Here is a 21,914-nt window from a genome sequence, read left to right as displayed (position 1 = left end):
CTCACCTGGCGCCACGCACTCGGCGGCCAGGGCGATCTGACCGCCGGGGAGCTGGACCTGCTCGCCGAGGCGAGGCGCCCCCTGGTCCGGCTGCGCGACCAGTGGGTCCTGATCGATCCGGCCGAGGCCCGCCGGGCCCGGTCCCGCCTGCGCCAGGGCCGCGAGGTGACGACCGCCGACGCGCTGGCCGCCGTACTCACCGGCTCGGCGGAGCTGGACGGCGTGCGGTACGAAGTGGAGACCGCCGGTCCGCTGGAGGGCCTCCGCGCGCTGCTCGCCGCCGACCCGGAACGCGCCGACGCCCGCGCGGACGCCCGCGCCGACGCTCCGGCCCCCACCGGCGCCGGGCTGCCCGTCGGCGAGCCGGCCGCGCTCCACGCCACCCTGCGCGACTACCAGCTGCGCGGCCTGCGCTGGCTGGCCCGGATGACCGGGCTCGGCCTCGGCGCCTGCCTCGCCGACGACATGGGCCTCGGCAAGACCGTCACCCTCATCGCCCTGCACCTCCACCGGCGGGAGCTGGGGCACAAGGGCCCGACGCTGGTGGTCTGCCCGGCCTCACTGCTGGGCAACTGGCAGCGGGAGATCGAGAGGTTCGCCCCCGGCACCCCGGTGCGCCGCTTCCACGGCCCCGGCCGCAGCCTTGAGGGACTCGCGGGACTCAAGGGACTCGAGGAGCCCGACGCCGGATTCGTCCTCACCACCTACGGCACGATGCGCCTGGACGCGCCGCGACTCGCCTCCGTGCACTGGGACATGGTCGTCGCCGACGAGGCGCAGCACGTCAAGAACCCGCGCTCCGGGACGGCCAGGGCCCTGCGCACCGTCCCGTCCGCCGCCCGCGTGGCCCTCACCGCCACGCCGGTCGAGAACGACCTGTCCGAGCTGTGGGCCGTCCTCGACTGGACCACGCCCGGCCTCCTCGGCCGCCTCGGCACCTTCCGCACCCGCTACGCCGAGCCGATCGAGAGCGGCCGGGACCCGCAGGCGGCGGCCCGACTGGGCATGCTCGTACGGCCGTTCCTGCTGCGGCGCAGGAAATCCGACCCCGGGATCGCGCCCGAGCTGCCGCCCAAGACCGAGACCGACCACGCCGTCCAGCTGACCCGGGAGCAGGCCGGACTGTACGAGGCCGTCGTGCGCGAGACCCTCGCCGCGATCGCCGAGTCGGACGGGATGGAACGGCGCGGCCTCGTCGTCAAACTGCTGACCTCGCTCAAGCAGATCTGCAACCATCCCGCGCAGTATGTGAAAGAGCACAGTTCGCAAGAGCTCAGCCCGAACGGGCCCAGCCCGAAAGAGCGCAGCCCGAAAGAGCGCGGCTCCGGGAAGCTGGAACTGCTCGACGAACTCCTCGACACGATCGTCGCCGAGGGCGGTTCGGTGCTGGTGTTCACGCAGTACGTGGCGATGGCCCGGATCCTGGAGAGACACCTCGCCGCGCGCGGGATCGGCACCCAACTGCTGCACGGGGGGACGCCGGTGGCCCGCCGGCAGGAGCTCGTGGACCGGTTCCAGGCCGGGGAGTCCCCGGTCTTCCTGCTCTCTTTGAAGGCCGCCGGCACCGGGCTCAACCTGACCCGTGCCGGCCACGTCATCCACTACGACCGCTGGTGGAACCCGGCCGTCGAGGAGCAGGCGACCGACCGCGCCTACCGCATCGGCCAGACCCAGCCCGTCCAGGTCCACCGCATCATCGCCGAAGGCACCGTCGAGGACCGGATCGCACAACTCCTGGCGCGCAAGAGGGCCCTGGCCGATTCCGTCCTCGCGGGCGGCGAGGCCGCGCTGACCGAACTTACCGACGCGGAGCTGGCCGAGCTCGTGGCCCTCCGCCCGACGACCGCCGGGGAGCGCCGCGGATGAACGCGCAGCATCGGTACGACCCGTCCACCCCGCACGAGAAGACCTTCCCGGCGCTGCCGCCGCCGACCGGCCGGGGCTTCGCCCGCACCTGGTGGGGTCACGCCTGGCTGCGCGCCCTGGAGGACAGTGCGCTCGACGGGCAGCAGGTCAAGCAGGGGCGGCGGTACGCGCGTTCGGGCGCGGTGGGCGCCGTGTCCGTGCGGCCGGGCGGGCTGACGGCCGTGGTGCGGGACCCGGACGGGACGGCGCACCGGACGGACGTGCTGGTCCAGGAGTTCACGGAAGCGGAATGGGACCGGCTGCTCGGCCTGGCGGCCGCGGAGTCCGGGCACATCGCGGCGCTGCTGGACCGGGAGGTGCCTCCGGAGCTGGCGCAGGACGCGGCGGCGGCCGGGGTGGAGCTGCTGCCCGGTATCGGGGACCTCGACCCGCGCTGCGACTGCGACGAGTGGGACCACTGCCCGCACACGGCGGCGCTCTGCTACCAGGTGGCGCGGCTGCTGGACGAGGATCCCTTCGTCCTGTTGCTGCTGCGCGGGCGCGCGGAGGCCGATCTCGTGGCCGAACTGGAGGGCCGCAGCACGGCGAAGGCGGAGGCGGAGGCGGAAGCGGGACCGGGAGCCCCCGGCAACCCGGCGGACGAGGGGGTCCCCGCCGCCGAGGCCTACGCGGAGGCGGGCGCCCTGCCCCCGCTGCCGCCGCCCGCGCGGCTGCCGGACGCGCCGGGCCAGGCGCCGACGCTGGACACGGAAGCGCAGTCGCAGCCGCCGGGCCTGGACGTGGACGCGGTGGAGTTCCTCGCGCAGGCGGCGGTGACCAGGGCGTACCGGTTGCTCGCGGAAGCCCTCGCTCCGGCCCACGCGGAGCGGGCCCCGCAGCCCGGGCCGACGGCGGCCGAAGACGCCGTACGCCTCACGGCGGAGGCCGATGACCTTCGGGTCCGGTCCCGTCTGGCGGCGGCTACCGACAGGAACCGGGCCGAGATGGACCGGGCCGTTCTCGCCTGGGGCTTCGGCGGGGCCCAGGCCGTCGCGGTACTGGAGCAGGACTGGACCCCGGACCGGGCGTCCCTCGCCCGGGCCCGGGCCGCGCTCGCGTCGGCCTGGTCCGAAGCGGCGGACTCCGGCGAGGACGCGGACTCCGGCCCGGACCCGGACTCCGGCCCGACCCCGACCCCGGACCCGACCCCGGACGCCGACGCCGACTCCGGCACCGACCCGGAATCCACCGACGGCGCCCCCGCCCCCGTGCTGCGCCGGGTCCGCGCCCGCTGGACGGAGCCGGGCGGCGACCGGCAGCTCCGGCTGGGCCGGGAGGGCCGCTGGTGGCCGTACCGCCGCAGCACGGCGGGCCACTGGCTGCCGGCGGGCCCGGGATCCCCCGACCCGGCGTCGGCGCTGGCGGCGCTCGACCCGGAGGAGTAGCGGGGCTCCGGCGGGGACCGGCCGGCCGACGGGCCGGCCCGCGTACTGGCCGACACACTGGCCGACGCACCGCTTGCCGGGGCGCCGGGGCGGTACGACGATGGGGCGCTCCGGGTACCACGCCGCCGCGGGAGGGTGACATGGACGATCCTTCGGTGGCCCTGCCGGGCGGGGCCGATCCCGCCGAGCGCACCCGGGAACTGCGCCGGGCCCACGCCGCGTTCACCCGCGACGGCCGGGTCGAGGCCCCCGTGCGGGCGGTCATCGCGCGGTCCTGGCGCCGCTGCGCCCGGGCCCGGGTCAGCCCCGAGTGCGCGCCCCGGATGGAGCTGTCCGGCGCGGAACTGCGGTCGTACCGCGAGCAGCACCCGCTGGCCCGCGTGCTGCCGCTGTTCCGGGACCTCGTGGGTGCCTTCGCCGCGCGCGGGGCGCACCTGCTGGCGGTGTGCGACGCGCGGGGCAGCCTGCTCTGGGTGGAGGGCGAGCCCGCCACGATGCGGCGCGCCGAGGGCCTCGGCTTCGTACCGGGCGCCCGCTGGGCGGAGACGGCGATGGGCACCAACGCGCCGGGCACGGCGGTGGCGGTCGGCGAGCCGGTCCAGGTCTTCGGCGCGGAGCACTTCAGCCGCCGGGTCCACCCGTGGACCTGCGCGGCGGCTCCGGTCCGCGATCCGCGCACCGGGCGGCTGCTCGGCGCCGTGGACGTCACCGGCGGCGACTGGCTGGCCCATCCGCACTCCCTGGCCTTCGTCCGCGCGGTGGCGCGCGCGGCGGAGGCCCAGCTGGCGCTGCTGGATCCGGGCCCGCGGGCTCACGGCGACTCCCTCACCGCGCTCGGCCGGGACGAGGCCCTGCTGGCGGCGCGGGACGGCCACGGGGACGGCCCCGGGGGCGACGGGCCGCGTGAGATCCGGCTGGGGAGGCGGCACAGCGAGATCATGGCCCTGCTGGCGCACCACCCCGAGGGGTTGTCGGGGGACGAGCTGGCGATCGCGCTGTACGAGGACGAGTCGGTGTCACCCGTGACGCTGCGGGCCGAAATGTCCCGGCTGCGCAGGGTGTTGGGCTCCCGGGCGCCGCTCTCGCGCCCCTACCGCGCGGCCGGGCCGCTGGAGGCCGATTTCACCGCCGTCACCCGGCACCTCGCCTCCGGCGCGGTCTCGGCGGCGCTGGCCCGCTATCCGGGGCCCCTGCTCCCCGCGTCCACCGCGCCCGGGATCGTCCGGCTGCGGCGCCGCATCGAGGAGCAGGCTCGGGCCGCGGTGATCGCGCGGGCCGACGCGGGGCTGCTGGCCGACTGGGTGTGCAGTCCGTGGGGCGCGGACGACCCGGAGGCCTGGCGGGCGCTGGCGGCGGCGCTGCCCGCCGGTGACCGGCCGGCCGCGCTGGCCCGCGTACGGGCCATCGACGCCGAACTCGGATCGGCGCCGGGACCATCTTCACCGGGAGCACCCTCGCCGGGGGTGCCTGCAACGGGGGCGCCCTCGCCGGGCGGTGTGTCGCGCGGCCGTGCAACGTACCGGCAACCTGCCCGCCCCTAGCCTCGCCGCGAGCGCTGTCCGACGGCGGCCGGCGCCCGGCAAGGGGAGGACCACGATGGCCCGTTACGCTGCGCCCGGTACCGAGGGCGCGCTCATGTCGTACGCGTCGCGCTACGGCCACTTCATCGGCGGCGAGTACGTCGAGCCCGTCCTCGGCAGGTACTTCTCCAACCCCTCCCCCGTGACCGGCGAGGCCTTCACCGAGGTCGCGCGCGGCACGGCCGAGGACATCGAGCGCGCACTGGACGCGGCGCACGCCGCCGCCCCGGCGTGGGGACGCACCTCGATCACCGAGCGCTCCACGGTCCTGCTGCGCGTCGCGGACCGGATGGAGCAGCACCTGGAGGCCCTCGCGGTCGCGGAGACCTGGGAGAACGGCAAGCCGATCCGCGAGACCCTGGCCGCCGACATCCCGCTCGCCATCGACCAGTTCCGCTACTTCGCGGGCGCGCTGCGGGCCCAGGAGGGCGCGCTCAGCCAGATCGACGACGATACGGTGGCCTACCACTTCCACGAGCCGCTGGGCGTCGTCGCGCAGATCATCCCGTGGAACTTCCCGATCCTGATGGCGGTGTGGAAGCTGGCTCCGGCCCTGGCCGCGGGCAACACGGTGGTGCTGAAGCCGGCCGAGCAGACCCCGGTGTCGGTGCACTACTGGATGAGCCTGGTCGCGGACCTGCTGCCGCCGGGCGTGGTGAACATCGTCAACGGCTTCGGCGAGGAGGCGGGCAAACCGCTCGCGTCCAGCCCGCGCGTGGCGAAGGTGGCCTTCACCGGGGAGACCTCCACGGGGCGGCTGATCATGCAGTACGCGGCGGAACACCTCAAGCCCGTCACGCTGGAGTTGGGCGGCAAGAGCCCGAACCTCTTCTTCGACGACATCTGGGCCACGGACGACGACCTGCGGGACAAGGCGCTGGAGGGCTTCACCATGTTCGCCCTCAACCAGGGCGAGGTGTGCACGAGCCCGTCGCGCGCGCTGATCGAGCGCGGACGCTACGGGGACTTCCTCGACGCGGCCGTGGCCCGGACGGAACTGATCGTGCCCGGACACCCGTTGGACACGGACACGATGATCGGCGCGCAGGCCTCGGAGGAGCAGTTGAGGAAGGTCCTGTCGTACGTGGAGATCGGGCAGCAGGAGGGCGCGAAGATTCTGACGGGCGGTCAGCGGATTGAACACGGAGGGGAGCTGGCGGGCGGCTTCTACGTCCAGCCGACCATCTTCGAGGGCGACAACCGCATGCGGATCTTCCAGGAGGAGATCTTCGGCCCGGTCGTCTCGGTGACCTCGTTCCAGGACTTCGACGACGCACTGCGCATCGCCAACGACACGGCGTACGGCCTGGGCGCGGGCGTCTGGACCCGCGACATCAACACGGCGTACCGCGCGGGCCGCGCGATCCAGGCGGGCCGGGTCTGGACGAACTGCTACCACGCCTACCCCGCGCACGCGGCCTTCGGCGGCTACAAGCAGTCGGGCATCGGCCGCGAGACCCACAAGATGATGCTGGAGCACTACCAGCAGACCAAGAACCTGCTGGTGAGCTACTCCCCGAAGAAGCTCGGCTTCTTCTGAGCGTCTTCGGAAGCCACATCGACGCGCCCCGTCACGCCGCGCCGTGCCCCGTGGGGTCGTGTACGTCAGTCGAGCGGCGTTCTCGGTAACGTGATCGTCTACGGCACGGCGGAGAGCGATGAGGCTGCGATGAGTGAACTGACGAAGCCCGAGATCGAACTTCCGGGGGGCGATGCTCCCGAGGAGCTGACGATCCGGGACCTCGTCGTCGGGGACGGGGCCGAGGCGAAGCCGGGCAGGGTCGTCCGGGTTCACTACGTCGGGGTCACCTTCGCGTCCGGAATGGAGTTCGACGCTTCCTGGGACCGGGGCGAGCCGTTCAAGTTCGCCGTGGGTGGCGGCAGGGTCATCAAGGGCTGGGACCGGGGAATCAGGGGGATGAAGGTCGGCGGTCGGCGCGAGATCATCGTTCCCCCGCGCCTCGGCTACGGCAACCAGTCCCCCTCGCGGTTGATCCCGGCAGGATCCACGCTCGTCTTCGTGGTGGACCTGCTCTCCGTGGTCTGAGGAAGGCCGGCTCCTCCCCGGCCGCCGGCGCGCAAGCGGTGGCGGCCTTCCCCCCAGGTCACAGGGAGAGTCTCACCTCACCGTTGGGCATGACGGCCGGGTACAGGGCGTCGAGGACCGTGCCGATGGGCGGGAAACGGTCGGGGGTGACGTGTTCGCGTTCATCGGTCAGATTGATGAAGTCGACGAACGCGGGTCTCCCCGACTGCGGGGAGAGCAGTTCCACCTCCACCCCGAACCGGTCCCCATGCCCCGTGACCACGCAGCGCACGGGATGGAGGAACTCCAGCTTTCGCACCTGGGGCAGGACCCCGTGGGCCGCGTCGGCGCACCTGTGGACGCCTCGGATGGTGGCACGCTCGAACTACGCCGCATCTACGCCCAGTTGGAGGAACCAGGGGGTGTCGGTCCGTGTCAGCGGACGACGTCGAAGACGTTCTTCTGCAGGCCGTTGGCGTAGGCCTCGTGCTCGACGAGCTTCAGCTTCTGGGTGTCCTTGTCGGTGGCGCTGAAGAGCCGCTTGCCCGCGCCGAGCAGGAGCGGGAAGACGAGCAGGTGGTAGCGGTCGATCAGGCCCGCGTCGGACAGGGCCTGGTTCAGCGAGGCGCTGCCGTGGACGATGATCGGGCCGCCCTCGGTCTCCTTCAGCGCGGCGACCTCGTCGAGCGAGCGCAGGATCGCCGTCTCGCCCCAGTTCGAGACCAGGTCGTCCTCGGTGAGGGTGGTGGAGACGACGTACTTCGGCATCACCTTGTAGTCCGCGAAGTCCTCCATGTCCGGCCACACCTGGCTGAACGCCTCGTAGCTGGCCCGGCCCAGCAGCATCGCGGAGGCTTCCTTCTGCTCCCGGCCCTTGATTTCGAATGCCTCGGGGAGGAACTCGACGTCCTTGAAGGTCCACCCGGAGTTCCGGTAGCCGGGCTCGCCTCCCGGGCCCTCCACGACGCCGTCGAGCGATACGAAGGCGGTGCTGATCAGAGTGCGCATCTTGGTTCCTCGGTGTCTCGAGTCCGGTTCCCGGCAGATTTGTCGAGTCGTGCGCGGACCGCGCTCGCGGCTGCCGCACACCTCTCATGATCTATGACCGTGGATCATGGGGAAACTCATCGGTCGTCGCGGATCTCGCTCCGGCGCGCGCACCGGGCCGCGTCCGTCAGCGATCCGTATGGACCCGGCCGGTCGCCGTCAAGGTCGTGTCAGGGGTGGTCCCCGGGGCCGGCGGGCGGGGGAAGCTTCGGTGACACGCCCCGGACAGCCTCCCCGCATCCGGGGCCCACCTGCCACTCGTGGTTCCTCTGGGAGGGCCCCATGTGTTTGTTCCTGTACGCCGACGACCCCGAGCCCGAGGAACAGGTCCCGGCCGGACCCTTGTACGTGCCGGCCCGGCCGGGGACCGCTCCCGTGGTGGTGCGCCTGTTCCGCACCCCGCTGGGAGCCCGTACCGCCGTCGGCTTCACCAGTGCGGAGCGGCTGGCCGCCACGCTCGGCGCGGAGCAGCCCTGGATCCGGCTCTCGGAGTCCGCGCTCCGCGCGCTGGCCGGCCCCCTCGGGGTGTCGCTGCTGACCGTCGACCCGGCCCTCACCGCTCCCCCGGTGACCGGGGTCGGCGCGGCGACGGCCGACGGTCCGGTCGCGGCTCCGCCTGCGGCCCCCGTCCCGCGGGCCTCCGGGACAGCGGCCCGGACCGCGTGAAGGGGATCGGGCGATGACCGTCACCGACCTCCCGGAGACTCCGGCGGCCGCCAGTGCCGATGACCTGTCGATCTGGCCGGCGTCCGCGACGCGGCTCCCGCACGGCGGCCTGGCCGTCGGCGGGGTGTCGCTGGCGGAGATCGCGGACCGGTTCGAGACCCCCGTCTACGTCCTGGACGAGGGCGAGGTGCGCGGACGCTGCCGGACCTACCGGGACGCCTTTCCCGAAGCCGAAGTGCTCTACGCCGCCAAGGCGTTCCTCTCCCGCGCGATGGTGCGCTGGGTACGGGAGGAGGGGCTGGGCCTGGACGTGTGCTCGGCCGGGGAGCTGGAGCTCGCCGTGACCGCCGGCTTCCCGCCCGACCGGATCGTGCTGCACGGCAACGCCAAGTCACCCCGCGACCTGGAGGCCGCCCTGCGGCTGGGTGTGGGCCGCATCGTCATCGACGGCCCGTCCGAGATCGCCCGGATCGCGGCCTCGGTCGGCCCCGGGGGACACCAGAAGGTCATGGTGCGGGTGGTGCCGGGCGTCTCGGCGGGCGGCCACGACAAGATCCGCACCGGTACGGACGACCAGAAGTTCGGCCTGTCCCTCACCGACGGGGGCGCGCAGCACGCCATCGCGCGGATCCTGTCCCAGCCGCAGCTCGAACTGACCGGTCTGCACTGCCACATCGGTTCGCAGATCACCGAGGTGAAGCCCTATCTGGTGGCCCTGCGCCGGATGGTGGGGCTGATGGCCCGGATCCGGGACGCGCACGGAACCGTCCTGCCCGAACTGGACATGGGCGGCGGCCACGGCATCGGCTACCGGCCCGGTGAACCCGCCCTTGACCTCACCGCGCTGGCCCGGCGGCTGCGCGCGGAGCTCGTATCGGGCTGCGCCGCCGCCCGGCTGACCGTACCCCGGCTCCTGATCGAGCCCGGCCGGGCCGTCGTCGGACCCGCGGGTGTCGCCGTGTACCGGGTCCTCGCCGTCAAGCACACCGGCGGGAAGGCCTTCGTCGCCGTCGACGGCGGGATGAGCGACAACCCGCGGCCCGCGCTGTACGGGGTGCGCTACGCGCCCCGCCTCATCGGCCGCCGCTCCGCGGCCGGATGCCGGACCACGACGGTCGTCGGACGCCACTGCGAGGCGGGCGACGTCCTCGCGGCCGACGTGGAACTGCCCGGCGACGTCCACCCCGGCGACCTGCTCGCCGTACCGGTGGCCGGCGCCTACCAGCTGTCCATGGCCTCCGGCTACAACCTCGTCGGCCGCCCCGCGGTCGTCGCGGTCCACGGGGGCTCCTCCCGGCTCCTCGTCCGGCGCGAGACGATGGACGATCTCCGCAGCCGCGACATCGGAGGCTAGTGCCGTGGCGCCCCCCTCGGATCGTGCTTGCCGGGACCGCGCGCGCGGTCCCGGCAAGATCCGGAAGAGGCGGCCTACCGCCAGACGGCCTACCGCCAGATGACGGCGCGCCAGCGCACCGGCCGGGGCCTCGAACTGCCCGCGTCGCCCGCGACGCTCCCGGTCGCGTTGATCGCGATCGGCCGGGTCGTGTCGACGCCGGCGGGAAGGGGCAGGGCGGTGACCCGCCCCCGCGCGTCCCAGGTCACGGCGCGCTCGTCCGAGGTGCCGACGGCCGTTCCCGCGTCGTTGACGCCGCTGACGAAGACCCTGCCCGTGCCGGGCAGCACCCCCAGCTCCGTGGTGGTGGCCCCGTCCCACCTGACGGCGTGGTCCTTGACGTTCCCGACCACGACGTCGGCGTTGTTGACGCTCACGGAACGCGCGCCGATCCCCTGCGACGGGAGGGCTTCGAACTTCTTCCCGCGTACGGAGCGGACGGCCTTCCACTCCCCGGCCCGGTCGGTCGCCTGGCCGATCACCGTACCGCGGTCGTTGATCGCGGTCGGCTCGCTGAACGCGCCCCCGAGCGAGCCGAGTTCGTGGACCCGCCCCGCGGTGTCCCAGCGGACGGCCCGGGTCTTCTCGCCCGGCACGAACACATGGCCGGCGATCTCCCCCCGCGCGTTGATCGCGGTGGCCACGCCGCCCACCGCCTTCGCGGGCAGGCGCAGTTCGGTCGCCCGGCCGTCGGCGCCCCAGCGCACGGGGCGCGTACGGTCGGCCGTCGAGAGCCGTCCCACGGCGACGTGGGAGTCGTTGATGTCCTGGGCCTCGCCGTCGACGTAGCCCGACGGTTCCTCGAGCCGGGTGAGGACGCCTGACGCGTCCCATCGCGCGGCATGGCGTACGCCGTCCGGCGTGTCGGTGAAACCGGCCACGGTGCCGTCCTCGGCGATCTTGACCGCCTGGCCGCCCGAACCTCCGCCGACGGCCTGCAGACGGGTGAGGGAGCCGTCGTCGCCCCACCGCACGAGGTAGCCGTCCCCGCTCTCGTCCAGCGAGAGCCCCACGACATCCCCGGCGTCGTTCATCGCCTGGGCCGAACTGCTGGTGTGGCCTGCCAGGAGCGGCAGTTCGTACATCGAGACGCCGGCGTCAAAGGACGCGGACGTGGATGAGGACGTGGATGGGGACGCGGATGCGGACGGCGTCACCATCACGGATAACAACACGGAAAGGACCACGGGTATCAAGAAGATCTCCCCTGTCTTCTCGGACCGGTAAGGAGCCGGAACGCCCCCGCCGGCGCGACGGCGGGAGCGGCGGACGGGGGAGACGGGCGGGAGAGAGAGCAGGCGGGGCGGAACAGGGCCCCGCAGAACGCCACGCCGACGCCGGCGGGCGCCGGAACCGGACCGCCCGAGAGCCGCACACCACCGAGCAGTTCGGGCAGGGCGGCCCGCGCGCGCGCGTCCTCGCTCAGATACTGCTTGCCCACCCCGTGCACAAAGAACTAAGACGGCTACCACCAAGACCTCCACAGCGTAGTTCGTCGCCAGCGTAGGATGTGTATACAGGACCGGCCCCGGCCCCGACTCCGGCCCCGACTCCGGCCCCGACTCCGGGCACAGGGAAGCCGGGGGAGCGCTGGAGTACTTCAGCGCCACCCGGATCGACATCCGCTGCGCCGTCCCGCAGCCGCGCGAGCTCGACGGCGATGCCGTGCGCGACGGGGTCCGCCTCACCGCCGAGATCGAACCGGGCGCTCTGCGCGTTTACCTGCCCCGAGCCTTCGGCGTTCCCGCCGCCGCACCACACGACGAGGAGCACACGGACCATGCCGACCGTGCCGACCACGTTCCCACCGCCTCCCCGGCTTCCCCCGGTGCGCCGCGCTGAGGCTGGGGCCCGTGCCGCTCCCCGCGCCCACGGCTCCCCGGCAGCCGCACCGACCGACCGCAAGCTCCGTACGCTCCACGGGAAGGCGGCACGACGATGGGCACCGCACGACGGGTACCGCAACAACACGACGTGCGCGGCGAGGAACTGTCCGCCGACGAGGCGTGGACCGCGCTGCGCCGCTACGGAGGCTGGAGCCTGGCGCGCGACTCCTTCGTCCGCTTCCGCTACGCCGACGGATTCAGCCACGCCCGCGCGCTCGCCCTGCAGACCGTCCTGTCCATCGTCCCGCTGGCCATCGCGGCCATCGGCCTGTCCGGCGTCATGCACAGCGAGGAGGCGGGCCGCGTGGCCGAGCTCACCATCCGGGGGCTCACCAGCGGCCCCGGCCAGGCGGTGGTCGACGACGCGCTCCGCGAGAGCAGACGCCATGCGGGCGACGGCGGCCAGGCAGCCCTCTGGCTGGGCCTGCTCTTCTCCCTCGTGAATGTCACCACGAGCCTGTGCCAGGTCGAACGGGGTGCCAACCGCATCTACGGCAACGAACGCGACCGGCCCTTCCTCGCCAAGTACACCCGGGGCCTGGTGATGGCGGCCCTCGCGGGCTTCCCCCTGGGGCTCAGCTTCATCCTCACCGTCCTCGGCACGCACCTGACCCACGCGCTGGCCGAGGTGTACGGGCTCGCTCCCGCCACGGTCCGGGCGTGGGACCTCTTGCGCTGGCCCGTCGGCGTCCTGCTCGCGGTCCTGGCCGCCAGCGCGATCTTCCGGCTCTCCCCGCGCCGGCGCCAGCCCGGCTACACCTGGCTGGCGTTCGGAGCCGTCGTGTACCTGGTGCTGTGGAACCTGGCGACGTGGGGCCTGAGCCTGTACGTGGGCGCGAGCGGCTCGTTCACCAGCGTCTACGGACCCCTCAGCGCGATCGTGTCGCTGCTGATCTGGTCCTACCTCACCTCGATCGCGCTCTTCCTGGGACTGTCCTTCGCCGCCCAGCTGGAAGCCGTACGGGCGGGGGCGAGAGAGCCGGTCACGGCCGATCCCGGGGTCTGACCGACCGGCCCGCACACCGCCACCGCCCCGCACACCTTCACCGCACACGAGAGGCTAGCGCCACCATGGCACGGCACACGCAGCGTTCACGACGGGAGGGGCCCGGACCGCACGGCACGCTCCGGCGCCTGACCTCACGGCACTTCGGATCCGACGCCACCTTCGGCGCACGGCTCGTACTCGCCGCCGCCGCGACGGCGGTGGCTTCCGTGCCCTTCGCGCTGGCCCTGGTCCTGGTGGAGTCCCGGTGGGCTCCGCTCCACCGGGTGGACCGGGCCGTGGCCGAGCGCCTGCACGCCGACGCCCTCGGACACCCGGGGTGGGTGCGCTTCCTCGACGTGCTCACGGGCTTCGTGTGGGATCCCGTGACCATGCGCCTGCTGGTGGCGGTCCTCGTGGTCTGGCTCCTGACCCGTCGCGCCTGGCGGCTCGCGGCCTGGGCGGCCGTCACCGCCGTCGCGGGCGGTCTGATCGGCTTCCTCGCCAAGAGCGTGGTCGAAAGGGCGCGGCCCCATCTGCCGGACCCCGTCGCCCACGCGCCCGGGTTCTCCTTCCCCTCCGGCCACGCGATGACGGCGACCACCTCGTGCGCCGTCCTGCTGCTGGTGCTGATGCCCCTGGTACCGCGTGCGTGGCGCCCACTGCCCTGGGCGCTCGCGCTGGTCACGGTGGCGGGCGTCGGCTACACGCGCGTCGCGCTGGGCGTCCACTGGGTCAGCGACGTCGTGGGCGGCTGGCTGCTCGGCCTCGCGGTGGTCACCGCGACGGCGCTGGCCTTCGAGGCCTGGCGCGCCGACACCGGCCGACGCAGGACGGCGGTGACCGAGGGCCTGGAACCGGAACTCACCGAACCCGCGCCCGAGGCACCGCGGACACCGGCACCACCAGCCGGCTGACCGCTGCGCTCGGGCACTCCTTCGAGAGAGAAGGCGATCCGACTGGTTTGGACGGCCGGAGACCGGCCATACGAGTGGACAGGGAGTCCGCGGCGGTGAGCGGCGCGGGATCCCGAGCGGGCCCGAGCCGCGTGGTGGCATCCCCCCGCCATCACGCGGCCGGGGCTCCGTCCGCACGATGAGCACGACGTGGTCGCCTTCCGGACCCGCACGGCAACCGGCCGCCGCGGCCCGCCGTCTTCCGGGACCGGGCCCGGGGCAGGCCGGTGTTCCCCCGCCCCCGGCGCTTGAGCAGCCGGCCGCGGGCACGGACCCGGACGAGCGGCCGTACCGCTCCGCCGCGGGGCGACAGGTTTCCCGACGGTCGCCCGCCCGCACGAACCGCCTCCCGCACCCGGAGCACCACCCGGTACGGGAGGCGTCGTGCGCCCGGCCCCGCCGCCGGTTCGGGGCGTGTCGGTGCTGGTCGCAGTCCCCGCGGTCCGGCACGGTGGGCGCGGTCGGTGGCCGTCCGGCACGACGGCCCCAAGAGCGCGCGAGGGGTTCGCATGACCGAGAACGTTCGCAGGACCGAGAACGCAAGCTCCCGGACCAGCCGCCGCACGGTTCTGCTGGCCGCCGGATCGGCCGGGGTCGCCGCGCTGGCGGCCGCCTGCTCGGGTCCGGCCGCCACCCGGGGATCGGCAGGGCAGCCCTCGGCCCCCGCACCCCCGGCCCCGATGCCTTCGCCATCCGCCTCCCCCTCGCCGTCCGGCGGGAGCACCCCGGCCTGCGTGCTCACCATGGAGTCGGGAGAGGGCCCGTACTACCTCGACCTGGACCGGGTCCGGTCGGACATCACGGAAGGCCGGGACGGCGCGGCGTTCCGGCTGGACCTGACCGTGGTGCGGGCGTCGGCCGGCTGCCGCCCGGTCGCGGGCGCCGCCGTCGACGTGTGGCACGCCGACGTCTCGGGCACCTACTCCACCGGCGCGCAGACCTTCCTCCGCGGCACCCAGATCACGGACGCCGCCGGCCGGTGCACCTTCCGCACGATCGTGCCCGGCTGGTACCGGGGGCTGGCGCCGCACATCCACTTCAAGGTGCGCCCCGACGAGCGGACCGAGAAGACCTCGCAGTTCTTCTTCCCGGAGGAGCTCCTGCTGAGGGTGTACGCGCTCCAGCCCTATGCCCGCCGCCCCGCGCCGGCCCACCCCAACACCCGCGACAGCCGCTACCGCGACTCCGGCGCCGCGATGACGCTGGCCCCAGTACCGGACGGCGCCGGCCACCGTGCCGCGTACACGGTGGGCATCGCCTGAACCCCTGCGAGGCGGCTCCCCCGGTGCGCCGCCCCGAGGTACGGCACCGCGCCGGGGGCCACGGAAGCCGCTCGTCCTGCCGGACACCTCACCGGCCGGCCTGAGCCCGCCGAGGCCGCGAGGTCGCTCGCCGGGCCCGCCCCCCAGTACGGTGCGGCGGCCCTATGCCTGCGCTTCGGCCGGCGTCTGCGCCGAGTCCCCGGGCGACGGGTCGTGGTGTGGGTGGTAGCGCCGGGTCTCCCGGCTCCAGGTCTCGCCCTGAGCGAGGTCCTTGTGCAGGGAATAGGCGTCGTCCTGGACGACCACGATGCCGCGCAGACCGTGCGGAGTCGATGGAACGGTTCGCTCAACACCAGCGGGAACGCCAGTTCCTGGCCCTGCGCGGTCTCGCCGAACGCCAGGGAGGGCCGGACCCCGATCGCGTTCCTGCGGACCTCCACCACGTGGTCCATGCCCCCTTCCCCCGGGTCGCGGCGCATCCGCGCCTCCAGGACGTAGGAGAACAGGTACGTGGCGACGTCCTCGGCGAACCGGCCCTGCCAGCTCGCCGTCATGCCCATCCGGCTGCGCCCGCACGAGTCCGCGAAGGCCCGCGCAGGCGGCGGCGCGGACAGGGGCAGCGCACCCGACTCCCCGTACACGAAGCGGACCATCGGGTCGACGGCCGCCCGCACCTGCCCCGGGTCCTCGCCCACGGGCCCGTCGAACCAGTCGTCGAACGGGAAGAACCAGAACATCCAGTCCGACACCAACTGCGCGCCCGGCCCGCGGGCGTCGGGATGGGCGTACCCCGCCAGCCGGTCGAACCTCGGCCCGTCCAGGCGCCGGACCTCCTCCTCGCCGCGGACGATCCCGGCGTCCCGCGCCCACCGCAGACTGCGCCGCCGCATCTCCTCGACGTGCGGGTTGAGCCGGGACGGCCAGGAGGGGATGGTGAACGTCGGCCCCACGGCCGCACTCGGGTGAAGGTCACTGTCCGCGCGGGCAATTGTCCGGAATCCACCTGTCCGCGTTCGGGGCCGGCGGCCCCGTCCGCCCACGTGGGCAGCGGCACGCAGTGGCTTCTGACGGACGTGTGACCTCCCTGCACTCAATCCGTAACAGACGGCTACGGGGGGTGAGGTGGGGACGGTTCCTATTGCAGACTGAGCGGGGCGCCGACATCTGCGACCACGAGCCTGGCCTGATTCGTTCGCGCCGTGTACGGCTCGTCAACGTTCCGACATCTGAGAGTCGACAGCGGCCGCGTACGGCCGAAACGGGGGAACACCATGAATGCTGCCGTCCGCAAGAGCCTCCACTGGAAGGCCTGCGTCTTCGGGGCCGCGACGCTCGCCGCACTGCTCGCGTCCACGGCGTGCTCGCCGATTTCGGGAGACGGCCCGGGCGACCCCAAGTCCTCGGACCGGCCGAGCGCGACGAACACGGCCGGGCCCACGAGTTCGCCGGAGTCCGGTCAGACGCCCACCGCGAAGCCCAGCCCGGGTTCGAGCGGCACCGGCGGCAACGGCAACGCCGCCGCCACCTGTACCGAGGCCGATCTTTCGATCTCCGCCACGAGCGAGGACGGGAAGGGCAAGCTCGTCCGGCACATCCTCTTCACCGCCACCAACAAGAGCGACAAGAAGTGCAACGTCTACCGCTACCCCCATGTACAGCTGGACGATGCCAGAGCCCTGGTCCCCGAGATCAAGGACAGCGCCAACCCGAACGAGCCGTTCACCACCCTCGCCCCGGGCGAGAAGGCGTACGCCGCGATGGTCCTCACCGGCCCGATGGACGAGGCGGAGGCGAGGGCCATGACAGTCGCGCTCCAGGACGTCAAGGCCGGCAGCAACGTGGGCAAGCCGATCGACGTTCCCCTGCCCGGAGTGGACAAGCTGATCTGGAACGACTACGTCCGCGTCACGCATTGGACGACGGCTTCCGGCCTTGCCCTGCGCTTCGTCATGAAGTCCTGAACCGCCGCGGGATCGTCACGGCCGTGTGCAGATGACCTGGGCGAACACCGGGCGGGGGTAGGCCGTCGTGTTGGTGGCGCGCACTTCCCAGCCGCGGCCGTCGGCGGTCCCCGCCGACGCGACCAGGTAGCTCCGGTACCCCGTGACGCCCCGCCGCCGGTGGGCACTTCGCCGGCCGGGCAGGCAGGAGACCGTGGCCGCGGCGGTCTGGTACTGCTGGAGCACCACCCGGGAGCCCGTGTGCTGGGAGTGCGCGCCCTCGGCGCACATCTGGGTGAGGAACAGGTCGTGGCTGACGGTGTCCTCGTTGTTGGCCTCGACCGCGGTCCGGTTGCCGAACACGCCCGCCGCGCTGATGTACATCCCGGGGGCGGAGCGCCAGCCGACCCCGGTGGCCACGGTGGGTGAACCGCACCTGTCGCGGGTGGCTCCTTCACTGCCCGGCTGCACGCTGCCGCCGATGGTTCCCCCGATGTGGGAGCCGGACGAGGTGCAGACGACGAACGCGGACAGGGTCCCGGGCACGCTGTAGCGGTTGTGGCCGCGGACGGTCCAACGGTTGGGGCTGGTGCCCGAGTCGGGGGACGATCCGATCAGGAAGACTCCGTCGCTGCCCCGCCCGCCGCCGCCGGTGGGGAACGCCCCGCTCGGACACGGGCACGCCGGCCTCGGCGGTGCCGTACGCCGGCACGCTCACGGCCGCTCCGGCGTACCAGCGCCCGGACTCCGCGCCGGACGTGCCGCGCACCACCGCGCTCGTACGGCCCGAGCGGTAACGATTCGTCCTCCGGGTCGGGTCGGCGGGGGTGTTGTCGCTCAGCGCGCCTCTGGCGGGTGCGCGGCGAGCCAGTGCCGCGCGATCTGCTCGCGCGTGGCGATCCAGGCCCCGCCGCGCTGCCCGACGTACCGCAGGAAGCCGTCGAGCGCGCGGATGCGGCCGGGCCGCCCGGTGATCCGGCAGTGCAGGCCCACGCTCATCATGCGCGGCCGGTCGGCGCCTTCGGCGTACAGCGCGTCGAAGGTGTCGACGAGGTAGGAGAGCATGTCGTCGGCGGTCGTGAAGCCGTGGACGATGAGGAACTTGAAGTCGTTCGCGTCGAGGCTGTACGGCACCACGAGGTGCTGCAGGCCGGCCGCTTCGACGTAGAACGGCAGGTCGTCGGAGTAGTCGTCGCTGTCGTAGAGGAAGCCGCCCTCCTCGGCGACGAGCCGCCGCGTACGCGGGCTCGTCCGGCCGGTGTACCAGCCGACGGGCCGGCGCCCGACCAGCCGCTCGATCACCGCGACCGAGCGCGCGACGTCGGCGCGCTCGGCCTCCTCGGGCACATCGCGGTAGTCGATCCACCGCCAGCCGTGGCTCGCCACCTCCCAGCCGGCGACGGCCATCGCCCGCGCCGCTTCCGGGTTGCGTTCGAGGGCCTGCGCGACGGCGTGGACGGTCAGCGGCGCGCCGTGCGCCGCGAGCGTGCGGTGGATGCGCCAGAAGCCGGCGCGCGCACCGTAGGCGAACAGGGATTCGACGTTCAGATCGCGTCCCCCCGGGACGGGCGGTGCGCCGACGATCTCGTGGAGGAAGCCCTCGGACTCCGCGTCGCCGTCGAGGACGTTCCGCTCGCCGCCCTCCTCGTAGTTGAGGACGAGGCTGACGGCGACGCGGGCGCCACCGGGCCAGGCGGCGTGCGGCGGCCGGGCGCCGTACCCGACGAGATCGCGCTGGTGCTCGGACACGGGCGGCACGCTACCGCCGCGCGCGCACCCGGCGCCGCGGCCACGCCGCGCACTCCCGGCGTCACGAGACACGGATCTGATCGTCGGCCACGCGCCCGGTCACCGGGGCGTCCGCGGGACCGGCACCGGTGCGTAGCGCGTGAGCGCGATCCGCAGCGCGCAGCCTCTCCCGTCGAGGTCGCGCAGCGCTCCCGCCCGCGCGCGAACGGGTGACGCTGCGCCACGTCCGCGCCCCCTTGATCGTTGCCCAGACGAGTTCCCAGACAGGGGTGCTCGCCCGGTTCCAACGAAGGATCGCCTGAGCATGCTGAAGAAGATGATGGTCACCGCTGCCGCCACCGCCGCCGCGATCGGCGCGGGCGCCGCCGTGGCCTCCCCGGCCATGGCCATCGGCAACGACAACGGGATCAACACCGTCAACGGCAACGGTGCCCAGCAGGTCTACGGCAACCAGAAGACGCACGGCGAGAAGAGCCCGCAGCTCAGCCTGGTCCAGGGCTCGCTCAACAAGGCCTGCGTCGGCCTGCCGGCCAAGGTCAACGCCCAGTCCCTCGTGGCCATCATCGCCAACGTGGGCGTCCAGGACATCAACGTCCTGGCCAACCCGCAGAACCAGCAGTGCGCCGAGGGCTCCACCCAGGCCAAGGGCGACGAGCCGCTCTCGCACATCGCGAGCAACATCCCGGTCCTCTCGGGCAACGTGTCCGCCGGTAGCTGACGCCTGCCCCGCCCCCTAGTGCTCTGACCGGAAAGGTCCACCCGGTCGCGGTGCCCGGCACGGCAAACCTTCCCGGCCACAGCAGTGGGCCCCGTATCCGGCCGCGGACGCCCGCACGAGCGTCCGCGGCCGGATATTCGGTTGCCCGGTCCCGGCCGGGGTGTGTCGAATGACCGGCATGATCACACCGCCATCGCCGTCAGCAGCGCAGCACACCGACGGACCGCCCGTCCTCGTGGGCGCTCTCGTCCCGCTGACGCGGCCCGGCTGGGTCGAGGCCGGCCGGCACCTGCTCGCGGGGCTCGAACTGGCCGTCCGCGAGGCCAACGAGGCCGGCGGGATCGACGGCAGACCACTGGAGCTGGTGGTCCGGGACACCGCGGCCGATCCGGAGCGGGCCGCGGCGGCCGTGGACGAACTGGCCGCCCTCGGCGTGGCCGCGGTGGCGGGTGAGTACCACAGCGTCGTCGCCCGCGCTGCCGCCGCCCGGGCCGACGCCCTCGGCGTACCGTTCCTCTGCTCGTCCGCGGTGCTCGACGCGCTCACCGAGGAACCCACGGAGTGGGTCGCGCGCCTGGCCCCGGCCCAGTCCCACGGCTGGCGGACCTACGCGGACTTCCTGTTCGGCGCGGGCCGGAGCCGGATCGCCGTGGCCACCCAGCCGAGCGTCTACTGGGCGTCCGGGAAGCGCATCCTGGAGGACCGCCTCGCTTCCCGCGGCGGCACCGTCCTCGAACTCGACGCGACCGCGCTCACCCCCGAGGCCCTGTGCGACGCGCTCGCCGGCCACGGCGCGACCGCCCTCCTCCTGCTGGTCGGCCATCCGGAGCCGGCGGCGGAGATCGTCAGGGCCGTCCGGGGCGACCGGCGGCTCACGGACATCCTGATCGGCGCTCCGGCCGGACAACCGGAATCCGCCGGATGGGCCGCCGCGCTCGGTGAGGACGGCGCCGCGATCCCCTTCCTGCGCTACCTGCCCGAACGCCTCGGTCCGCTCGGCGAACGCGTGCGCAACGAGCTCCGCGAGCGGCTGGGCGAAGCACCGTCCTTCGTCGCCTTCGAGGGCTGGGACACCGTCGCCGTCCTCGCCGCTGTGCTGCGTTCCCACGGCACGGACCGGGCGGCCGTCGCCGCGGCCTGGCCGCGCGTGGAAGCGGAGGGCACCCGGGGGCCCATCAGGTTCTCCCGTACGCCCGGCATCAGCGTCTGGCAGTGGGCGTGGGCCCCGGTCCAAGTCGTCGACCGGGATCCCGCGGAACCCGGTCGCTTCCGGATCCTCCACACCGGCTGAGGGAGAGCACCCGCGCACCGATTCCGGCCGCCCTCCCGTACGGCGGCGTCACGCGTAGCTGACCGTGACCTCTTGGAAGCCCAAGGAGCGGAGCAGGCCCTCCAGCATCGTGGCGGTGTTCTTCTCGGTGCGCTCGACGAGGCCGCTGTCGCGGGCCGCGTCCGTGATGTGCGATACGGCCAGACGCTGTACGGCCTGTTCACCGGCCGGGTTGTCGGTGAACAGATCGCCCAGCCGGTCCAGCAGTCCCCGCTGCTTGGACACGGCGTACGAGCGTTCCAGATCGAGCGCCGCCGTCCCGAGGACGGCGTGGGGCAGGCGGAGCGAGACCTTGGTGCGCTCCTCGTTCACGGTGACGGCCTGCTCGCCGAGCCCGCCCAGGTCCACGTAGCCGCTGACGGAGCCCGCTCCGACGTAGAGGGTCCGGGTTCCGCGAAGGGAGTCCGGAAGGAAGGCCGCGTCCTTCTCCAGGTCGACCACGACCTGGAAGTTGCCGGCGGCGCCCTCGTAACGGTGCATGTCCTGGATGGACTTGAGCAGGACCGGCCCCGAGCGGTCCACGGTGTCCTCGCGGAACAGATCTCCGAAGCCGGGCAACAGGCTGAAACGGCCCGCCAGCAGCAGGGCCACGGCCAGCACCGCCAGCCCGCCCACGGCCCGTCCCCACCACGGCAGCCGCCGCGGCTCTCTTCGCGGCGCGGGGTCGCGTTCCGCGTCGTGCGCTGAGTTGTCCATGTCTTGCGGATGCCCGCCCCGCGCGGCTCCACTCCCGAAGGCCTCCGCCGTGCTGCGCTCCCACCCGAGCCGGCTTCTCCCGGAGTGGTCCCCGGGCCGCCCGTCCGGCGATACCGTGGTCGGACAAGCCCGTTCGGCCCATGGAGCCCTCGATGAGCGAACAGCCGGCCCCCGCCGGGACCGCCCCCCGGCAGCAGCTCGAACCCGCGGCCGCCGACGCGGTGCGCGCGTACGCGGCGAAGACCCGTGCGCGGGCGGACCAGTTCGCCGCCGTCTTGGAGGACATCGCCGCGAACGGCCTGCCCGACCCGGAGCAGGGCACGCCCTGGGAGGAGTTGCGCGAGGCGCACCTCGCCCGGCTCGCCGCCCAGCGGCCGGCCGTCGCCTGAC

General features: G+C 73.6%; 21 protein-coding genes and 1 pseudogene. 15 read left to right on the top strand and 7 right to left on the bottom strand.

The window, feature by feature from the left end; genetic code table 11:
- Positions 1–6: 6 nt before the first annotated feature.
- The 5 genes and pseudogenes from DRB96_RS32340 to DRB96_RS32320 all read left to right on the top strand — a co-directional run.
- Positions 7–1,866 (top strand): annotated as a pseudogene (locus DRB96_RS32340) (DEAD/DEAH box helicase); the annotation flags it as partial.
- On the top strand, positions 1,863–3,290 hold the full coding sequence (locus DRB96_RS32335) for an SWF or SNF family helicase (RefSeq protein WP_112451650.1): 1,428 nt from the start codon (positions 1,863–1,865) through the stop codon (positions 3,288–3,290). The pseudogene DRB96_RS32340 and the gene DRB96_RS32335, both read left to right, overlap by 4 nt.
- 140 nt (positions 3,291–3,430) lie before the next feature.
- Positions 3,431–4,831, top strand: coding sequence for a GAF domain-containing protein (locus DRB96_RS32330; RefSeq protein WP_112451649.1), 1,401 nt, complete (start codon positions 3,431–3,433; stop codon positions 4,829–4,831).
- Between the two features lie 55 nt (positions 4,832–4,886).
- On the top strand, positions 4,887–6,410 hold the full coding sequence (locus DRB96_RS32325) for an aldehyde dehydrogenase family protein (RefSeq protein ID WP_112451648.1): 1,524 nt from the start codon (positions 4,887–4,889) through the stop codon (positions 6,408–6,410).
- Positions 6,411–6,539: 129 nt separating this feature from the next.
- Entirely contained in the window at positions 6,540–6,917 is a 378-nt protein-coding gene (locus tag DRB96_RS32320) for an FKBP-type peptidyl-prolyl cis-trans isomerase (protein WP_112453964.1), read from the top strand.
- 58 nt (positions 6,918–6,975) lie between these two features.
- On the opposite strand, the gene DRB96_RS32315 is transcribed toward DRB96_RS32320, so the two are convergent.
- Together DRB96_RS32315 and DRB96_RS32310 are read right to left on the bottom strand one after the other, a co-directional pair.
- Complete coding sequence (locus DRB96_RS32315) at positions 6,976–7,215, bottom strand: hypothetical protein (RefSeq protein WP_112451647.1); 240 nt, start codon at positions 7,213–7,215, stop codon at positions 6,976–6,978.
- 116 nt (positions 7,216–7,331) lie between these two features.
- A complete protein-coding gene (locus DRB96_RS32310; RefSeq protein ID WP_112451646.1) occupies positions 7,332–7,904 on the bottom strand; it encodes a dihydrofolate reductase family protein in 573 nt (190 codons plus the stop codon).
- Positions 7,905–8,225: 321 nt separating this feature from the next.
- Between DRB96_RS32310 and DRB96_RS32305 the strand changes: the two genes are divergently transcribed.
- Positions 8,226–8,609: an SAV_915 family protein gene (locus DRB96_RS32305; protein ID WP_239516354.1), complete on the top strand. Its 384-nt coding sequence runs from the start codon at positions 8,226–8,228 to the stop codon at positions 8,607–8,609.
- A gap of 13 nt (positions 8,610–8,622) precedes the next feature.
- The gene (gene lysA / locus DRB96_RS32300) at positions 8,623–9,963 is read left to right on the top strand and encodes a diaminopimelate decarboxylase (protein ID WP_112451645.1); all 1,341 of its coding nucleotides are present in this window, start codon (positions 8,623–8,625) and stop codon (positions 9,961–9,963) included.
- An 89-nt stretch (positions 9,964–10,052) separates the two neighbouring features.
- Here the strand turns inward: lysA and DRB96_RS32295 are convergent, their stop codons facing one another.
- Positions 10,053–11,087: a hypothetical protein gene (locus DRB96_RS32295; protein ID WP_112451644.1), complete on the bottom strand. Its 1,035-nt coding sequence runs from the start codon at positions 11,085–11,087 to the stop codon at positions 10,053–10,055.
- Between the two features lie 580 nt (positions 11,088–11,667).
- Between DRB96_RS32295 and DRB96_RS43945 the strand changes: the two genes are divergently transcribed.
- The 4 genes from DRB96_RS43945 to DRB96_RS32275 all read left to right on the top strand — a co-directional run bounded on the left by DRB96_RS43945 (position 11,668) and on the right by DRB96_RS32275 (position 15,091).
- Positions 11,668–11,844: a hypothetical protein gene (locus DRB96_RS43945; protein ID WP_204357865.1), complete on the top strand. Its 177-nt coding sequence runs from the start codon at positions 11,668–11,670 to the stop codon at positions 11,842–11,844.
- Positions 11,845–11,940: 96 nt separating this feature from the next.
- On the top strand, positions 11,941–12,894 hold the full coding sequence (locus DRB96_RS32285; protein WP_112451643.1) for a YihY/virulence factor BrkB family protein: 954 nt from the start codon (positions 11,941–11,943) through the stop codon (positions 12,892–12,894).
- A 65-nt stretch (positions 12,895–12,959) separates the two neighbouring features.
- Positions 12,960–13,790, top strand: a complete 831-nt coding sequence (locus tag DRB96_RS32280; RefSeq protein WP_112451642.1) for a phosphatase PAP2 family protein — start codon at positions 12,960–12,962, stop codon at positions 13,788–13,790.
- A gap of 548 nt (positions 13,791–14,338) precedes the next feature.
- On the top strand, positions 14,339–15,091 hold the full coding sequence (locus tag DRB96_RS32275; protein WP_112451641.1) for an intradiol ring-cleavage dioxygenase: 753 nt from the start codon (positions 14,339–14,341) through the stop codon (positions 15,089–15,091).
- Here the strand turns inward: DRB96_RS32275 and DRB96_RS46080 are convergent.
- On the bottom strand, positions 15,004–16,041 hold the full coding sequence (locus DRB96_RS46080) for a hypothetical protein (protein ID WP_112451640.1): 1,038 nt from the start codon (positions 16,039–16,041) through the stop codon (positions 15,004–15,006). The genes DRB96_RS32275 and DRB96_RS46080 overlap by 88 nt on opposite strands.
- Before the next feature lie 321 nt (positions 16,042–16,362).
- On the opposite strand from DRB96_RS46080, the gene DRB96_RS32265 reads away from it, so the two are divergent.
- On the top strand, positions 16,363–17,052 hold the full coding sequence (locus DRB96_RS32265) for a DUF4232 domain-containing protein (RefSeq protein WP_112451639.1): 690 nt from the start codon (positions 16,363–16,365) through the stop codon (positions 17,050–17,052).
- 15 nt (positions 17,053–17,067) lie between these two features.
- On the opposite strand, the gene DRB96_RS32260 is transcribed toward DRB96_RS32265, so the two are convergent.
- On the bottom strand, positions 17,068–17,577 hold the full coding sequence (locus DRB96_RS32260; protein WP_112463569.1) for a hypothetical protein: 510 nt from the start codon (positions 17,575–17,577) through the stop codon (positions 17,068–17,070).
- 291 nt (positions 17,578–17,868) lie between these two features.
- The gene (gene puuE, locus DRB96_RS32255; RefSeq protein WP_112451637.1) at positions 17,869–18,780 is read right to left on the bottom strand and encodes an allantoinase PuuE; all 912 of its coding nucleotides are present in this window, start codon (positions 18,778–18,780) and stop codon (positions 17,869–17,871) included.
- 304 nt (positions 18,781–19,084) lie between these two features.
- On the opposite strand from puuE, the gene DRB96_RS32250 reads away from it, so the two are divergent.
- Together DRB96_RS32250 and DRB96_RS32245 are read left to right on the top strand one after the other, a co-directional pair.
- A complete protein-coding gene (locus DRB96_RS32250; RefSeq protein ID WP_112451636.1) occupies positions 19,085–19,498 on the top strand; it encodes a rodlin in 414 nt (137 codons plus the stop codon).
- 178 nt (positions 19,499–19,676) lie between these two features.
- A complete protein-coding gene (locus DRB96_RS32245) occupies positions 19,677–20,789 on the top strand; it encodes an ABC transporter substrate-binding protein (RefSeq protein ID WP_112453962.1) in 1,113 nt (370 codons plus the stop codon).
- Positions 20,790–20,837: 48 nt separating this feature from the next.
- Here DRB96_RS32245 and DRB96_RS32240 read toward each other — a convergent pair whose 3' ends face one another.
- On the bottom strand, positions 20,838–21,524 hold the full coding sequence (locus DRB96_RS32240; RefSeq protein ID WP_112451635.1) for a DUF4230 domain-containing protein: 687 nt from the start codon (positions 21,522–21,524) through the stop codon (positions 20,838–20,840).
- Between the two features lie 152 nt (positions 21,525–21,676).
- Here DRB96_RS32240 and DRB96_RS32235 point away from each other — a divergent pair, with 152 nt between their 5' ends.
- A complete protein-coding gene (locus DRB96_RS32235; RefSeq protein WP_112451634.1) occupies positions 21,677–21,913 on the top strand; it encodes a hypothetical protein in 237 nt (78 codons plus the stop codon).
- Position 21,914: the final 1 nt, after the last annotated feature.

Source organism: Streptomyces sp. ICC1, from assembly GCF_003287935.1.
Classification (GTDB): domain Bacteria; phylum Actinomycetota; class Actinomycetes; order Streptomycetales; family Streptomycetaceae; genus Streptomyces; species Streptomyces tritrimontium.
Note: the sequence above shows the minus strand (reverse complement) of the source record. Positions and strands in the feature narration are given on the sequence as shown.